The 4,846-nt window shown below is 30.7% G+C and carries 4 protein-coding genes and 1 pseudogene; 2 read left to right on the top strand and 3 right to left on the bottom strand.

What is annotated here, in order from left to right; genetic code table 11:
- Positions 1-217 (top strand): hypothetical protein (locus ADI76_RS11575; RefSeq protein WP_239683612.1); only part of this gene is annotated, 217 nt, incomplete at its 5' end.
- Between the two features lie 218 nt (positions 218-435).
- Here ADI76_RS11575 and ADI76_RS03160 read toward each other — a convergent pair.
- From ADI76_RS03160 to ADI76_RS03170, 3 genes are all read right to left on the bottom strand, one after another.
- On the bottom strand, positions 436-1,758 hold the full coding sequence (locus ADI76_RS03160) for a hypothetical protein (protein ID WP_049514732.1): 1,323 nt from the start codon (positions 1,756-1,758) through the stop codon (positions 436-438).
- A 17-nt stretch (positions 1,759-1,775) separates the two neighbouring features.
- Positions 1,776-2,507 (bottom strand): ABC transporter ATP-binding protein, encoded by a 732-nt coding sequence (locus ADI76_RS03165; RefSeq protein WP_049514736.1) that lies wholly within the window; start codon positions 2,505-2,507, stop codon positions 1,776-1,778.
- Between the two features lie 65 nt (positions 2,508-2,572).
- Complete coding sequence (locus tag ADI76_RS03170) at positions 2,573-3,880, bottom strand: MFS transporter (RefSeq protein ID WP_049514733.1); 1,308 nt, start codon at positions 3,878-3,880, stop codon at positions 2,573-2,575.
- 660 nt (positions 3,881-4,540) lie between these two features.
- Between ADI76_RS03170 and ADI76_RS03175 the strand changes: the two are divergent.
- Positions 4,541-4,846: pseudogene (locus ADI76_RS03175) on the top strand (tetratricopeptide repeat protein); the annotation flags it as partial.

Genomic DNA, 4,846 nt, shown 5'->3' on the forward strand with positions numbered 1-4,846 from the left:
TAAGTTTTACATGATTTACTTGTGGTTTATCCTCATAATTTCCATAATGGCTATCGGTATTTTTTCCCTTGGAGTACTAGCTGTTAGAGGCGAAAAAATTACGTCTGGTTTCTTTGTTTTATCTTTTTTAGGTGTAGTTCTATTTAGTTTATATATTTTTAGTATTCTAAAAGAGATAAAGGACTTAAAGCAAATAAAAGATAAAATAAATAGATAGACGTAATCTAATTTGAATTGTCTTTATCTGGACTATACATCCGTATCTTTAACAGGTTACTAAAAAGGTGCTAAATTATGAAAAAAGTCCCATCGTTAGTCTAAGTTGTTAGTATTTAAAAAAAGACAAGGTGTTTTATCCTTGTCTTTTTCGTTTTAGTATTGCTTTTGTTTCAATGTCAATAAGTGTGTTCTTTTTGAATCAGTAACTATTCCAATTTATCTATCTTGAAATAAATAAAATCCCTTTGTAATACTATAAAAAATAACTAACAAAGAAATAACTATAAGACTCGGTTGCCAGAAACCTGATATATCTACTAAACTACGGCCTAAAAGTTGGCCAATAAAGCTAACTAAAATTAAAATAATTAAATTGAAAACTACTGATACTAATAAAATTAATACCGAATGTATTATTGCCTCGGCTATACGTATTTTAAAAAGTTGTAATCTTGAAACTCCCAGTGTCTTTAACTGTTTAATGTCCTCAATATCTTTATTAGAAGATAAAATTGTAAGAGAAATAGAACTAGTAATAATCAGAATAATTGGAGCAGACAGATAAGCAATAAAGGAAGCTCTTGCTTCTTGTACACCGTTTGCTGTATTCATGAATGAATACATATTTTGGGTGTAAAGAATAAACCCAGAAATGAGAGTTACTCCCATGCTCATTGAAGTTTGTATGCTTTTCAAATAGCTAGGATTGGATAGTAGATTCCAAAATCCTGTATTAATTACATAATTTTCAGTTGGAAATATCCTCATTAAAAATTTTATTAGAAACATTTGAATTGATGGAGATAGTGATTGAATGATAAGGATGTGAATAATTAATAAAAATAAAATTATACTTGATTGTGTTGCAATTATTACTTTGTTTCTGATAAAACCTGCTGAAACAATAAAACCTATACATAGTAACCATAGGAATAAATGAACAGAGATGTTAACAAAACCAGTTACTTTAACTTTTCTCTTTCTCTTTTTCTTTTTTGGTTTTAATATTGATGCTAGTTTAAGTATTCGACTTGAATAAAAGTAAGCCCCTATCCCGACAATTGTTGGGACTATAAAAACACTCAATAAAATTGATTGAATGTTGGCTGTAATAACCAAATCAGGTAACTCATCTCTTCCTAATAAATTTTGTAAAAATTTGTAGTAACTATCTGCCACGATAAATGAAAGTATTGTACCAATACTACTAACAATCACTGCCATTAAATAAAACTGTCCAGATACAAGTAAAGACAGCTGAGTTCTGCTTGCGCCTAATATAGCCCATAATTGGTAATCCTTTTTAAAGATATCTATTAACAGTCTTATATTATTTGAAATAAGGAAAAATAGAGTAGTCCCTCCAAAAAATATTAGCATTTGAAAAAGTTGTGAAGCGTTAATATTAGCAGTCTTTATTGCACTAGCAATACCAAATAAGGATGTTCCAACAATCAGGCTAGATACAAATAGTAATGGTATTGTTCCTAACCATTGTCTTTTTGAGTACTGAAATTGGTAAATGATTAATTTTAGCATAATAAATCCTCCTCAAATTAATCTTTACTACTTTCAAGTGCTTGGTAGAGCTCATCAGCTGAAGGTTTAATAATTTGTCGAGATATTTTTCCGTCTTTTAAAATGAGTGCTCTGTCAGTTTTTGAAGCCAACTCAATATCATGAGTGACCATAAAAACACATTTTCCTTGACTCGCTAAATTGCGAAGTGTTTCAAAAATAAGTTTTCTTGAGACGCTGTCCAGAGCTCCTGTTGGCTCATCAGCAAAAATAATTTTACTATCAGCTATTATTGCACGAGTAATAGCCACTTTTTGCTGTTCTCCACCTGATAAGGTAGCAACTAATGATGATAGTTCTGCTTTAAAATTCAAACTATCCAACATTTTTTTAACTTTATTGCTATCGACACTCTTTCCTGAAAGTCTCAGAGGAAGTGTAACATTTTCTAGAACAGGTAGAGCGGGTACCAGATTATAATTTTGAAAAATAATTGCAATATCTTGCCTTCTAAATTTAGCAAGTTTCCCTTCTTTTAAAGTGTATGGATTCACACCATTGATAACAACTTCGCCACTTGTTGGTTCAGATAAACTTGATAAACAACTCAATAAAGTAGACTTTCCAGAACCACTGACACCAAGTATTGATACAAATTCCCCATAATTGACAGATAAAGAAACATCTTTCAAAATAGAGACAGTTTTATCTTGCCCTAGTAAAAATTCTTTTGAAAGATTTGTGACTTCAACAGCTAGATTATTAACCATAATAAATCCTCCTGGTCCCAGCGTCATATTTGATTTAATTATACAATATTTTAATTCTGTCAATATCAATAAATATGTTCTTTTTGGAGTATTTTATATATTCGAGGTAACATTATCATGGTATAGATCAGGAGAGAAACACCTCCAAATATGAATATCAGACCTCCGTTTATGTCCTTTTGAAATAGATAAGTAAATACAATGGTACCTATCGGCATGATAGACGTATTTAGTGTGAACAAAGTACTCATTACTCTTCCTAAATAATTTGTTTCAATACTACTTTGAAGATAGGTCATGACGACAATATTTAGAATAACAAGAGTGAATGCGATAATTCCCATAAATAAACCGCCAACGGAAGAAATAATCACCTGGGTGTTACTAGTTGCAAATGTAATACCCAAACCAATGATAGCGATAGTTAGAAGAAAAAGCGGAATGCGAATTCTATTAGTGAGAAGTGTGTTGTTTTCTTTTTTGTCTGGCAGTAGCGACATAGACACACTGGCTAATAACATTCCAACTGCAGACATTGTTTCTAAGATACCTACTGTTGCATTATCTAATAAGAGTTGCTCTTTGACTACAAATGGTACTCCAATGCTAATGGAAGTATAGAAAAAATTCAGTACAACACTAACAAGAATAATATATTTGACAATCTGATTTTCTTTTAAAAATCGGATAATTTCTTTAACCCCGTGTTGATGGTTTTCATTCTGTTTGATCTCAGCTTCCTGCCCATCGTGTTCATAGAAGAATTTCATGGTAAGTAAGACACCTAAAGCAAGGAGATTTGCAATGATTTCTATGAGAATAAAGCCTGAGAAACCTAACCAATTATAAAAAATGACTCCAATAGCTGGGGAAAGCATGGTTGCGATAGCAATGGCAGTTTGTGTAACAGAGCTTAATCGTTGAATTTTTGTATCATTTACTAACTCGTGGATAGAGGCTGAGTAACAAGTATCATTGATGTTAACTGTAATAGAGTGGAATATGACAAACGGGATTACTAGATATAAGATAGTAGATGAATTCGTTAAAAAATAAAAAGCATAAAACAGAAGAAAAATTATAAGCCTAAAGATGAAATTATAAATTAAGATCTTTTTATGACGGTATCTGTCTACTAAATTACCGATTGGAACCAAGAAAATCAAACTAACTAAAGGATAGATGATCATATTGATTCCAAAACTCATTGCCGATTTTGTTTGGTCCAGTAACATTAATCCTAAAGCAAAATTAAAAGCTTTTCCACTTAAAGAACTAATAAAACTACTAATAAAGTCTTTGATGATTTGTCTATTAGACATTTGATCACTTATTAAATTCTTAATATTAGCCCCCTCCATTCGTTTCAACATTACTTCGGTTATCTAATCCTATTCAATCAACCTGTGTTGTAAGGTAATTGGAATATTAGATAGACCATAATTTTTATTAATTAAGATTTTACCAATTATACTAATAAAAGTATAATAAAAAATGTAAAAAATATTGTATTTATGTTTACTAATTATATTTCTCTCTTGCTTTGACTTTATCTAAATTGATAACTTCTTACGTACCTCTTCTAAAATAGGATATATTTTACAATCGTTAAAGGATTTCAAAATGAAACAGATTAATTTATTTTGCTTTTTGTAGGCTTTACATTTATTCCAGATGTTGATACTATTTATCATAGCGCTTGACTCCGCTTTCAAACGGGAGTACAATAATATTGAGGACAAGATGGTTAATCTCTTCTATTTAGGAGGTGTCAGATATGCAAATCTATTTTGTTTATTCTATTTTCTATCTATTATCACGCGTAGTAGCACTTGTGGTTCTAGCTTATCTTATTAAGTTACTCATTGCTCGTTTAAAAAGAAACTAAGTAACATTTTGCCCAAATAGTAGTTATTTGGGCTTTTTGCTATACTTTAGCCTAGTAGATTAAATTTATAAAGGTAGTGTTTAGCATCTTCTTGTTGAGTGATTTTATTTTTTGAAGGTTGTTTATAGTTGAAAGGGGAAAATAGATGGTTTCTAAAATTGATACAGCTTGGGAGTTGTTTCTGGAGGGAAAAACAGCAGAAGCTAAAAAGTTGGTTGAACAAGATTTTTCCATTGATACCTGTACAGATTTTAGCCTTTTAAATCTGATGGGGTATTTACTATTGGCAGAAAAAGACTATGCCTCGTGTACCCGTATCTTTGAGAAATACATTTTATTAGCTCAACAAAATGAAGATAAAGAAAATGAGCACATTGGATTACATCAATTAGCGATGATCTACAGAGATCAGGGTGATTTTCATAAGGCTTTAAAACTCATTGAAGATGAA

The sequence above is a fragment of the Streptococcus parasanguinis genome (assembly GCF_001074805.1).
In the GTDB taxonomy this organism is placed as follows: domain Bacteria; phylum Bacillota; class Bacilli; order Lactobacillales; family Streptococcaceae; genus Streptococcus; species Streptococcus parasanguinis_A.

What these genes read in the sequence shown, in the direction of transcription:
- ADI76_RS03160 (WP_049514732.1), bottom strand. Translation starts at nt 1,758, where the DNA reads ATGCTAAAATTAATCATTTACCAATTTCAGTACTCAAAAAGACAATGG.
- ADI76_RS03165 (WP_049514736.1), bottom strand. Translation starts at nt 2,507, where the DNA reads ATGGTTAATAATCTAGCTGTTGAAGTCACAAATCTTTCAAAAGAATTT.
- ADI76_RS03170 (WP_049514733.1), bottom strand. Translation starts at nt 3,880, where the DNA reads ATGTTGAAACGAATGGAGGGGGCTAATATTAAGAATTTAATAAGTGAT.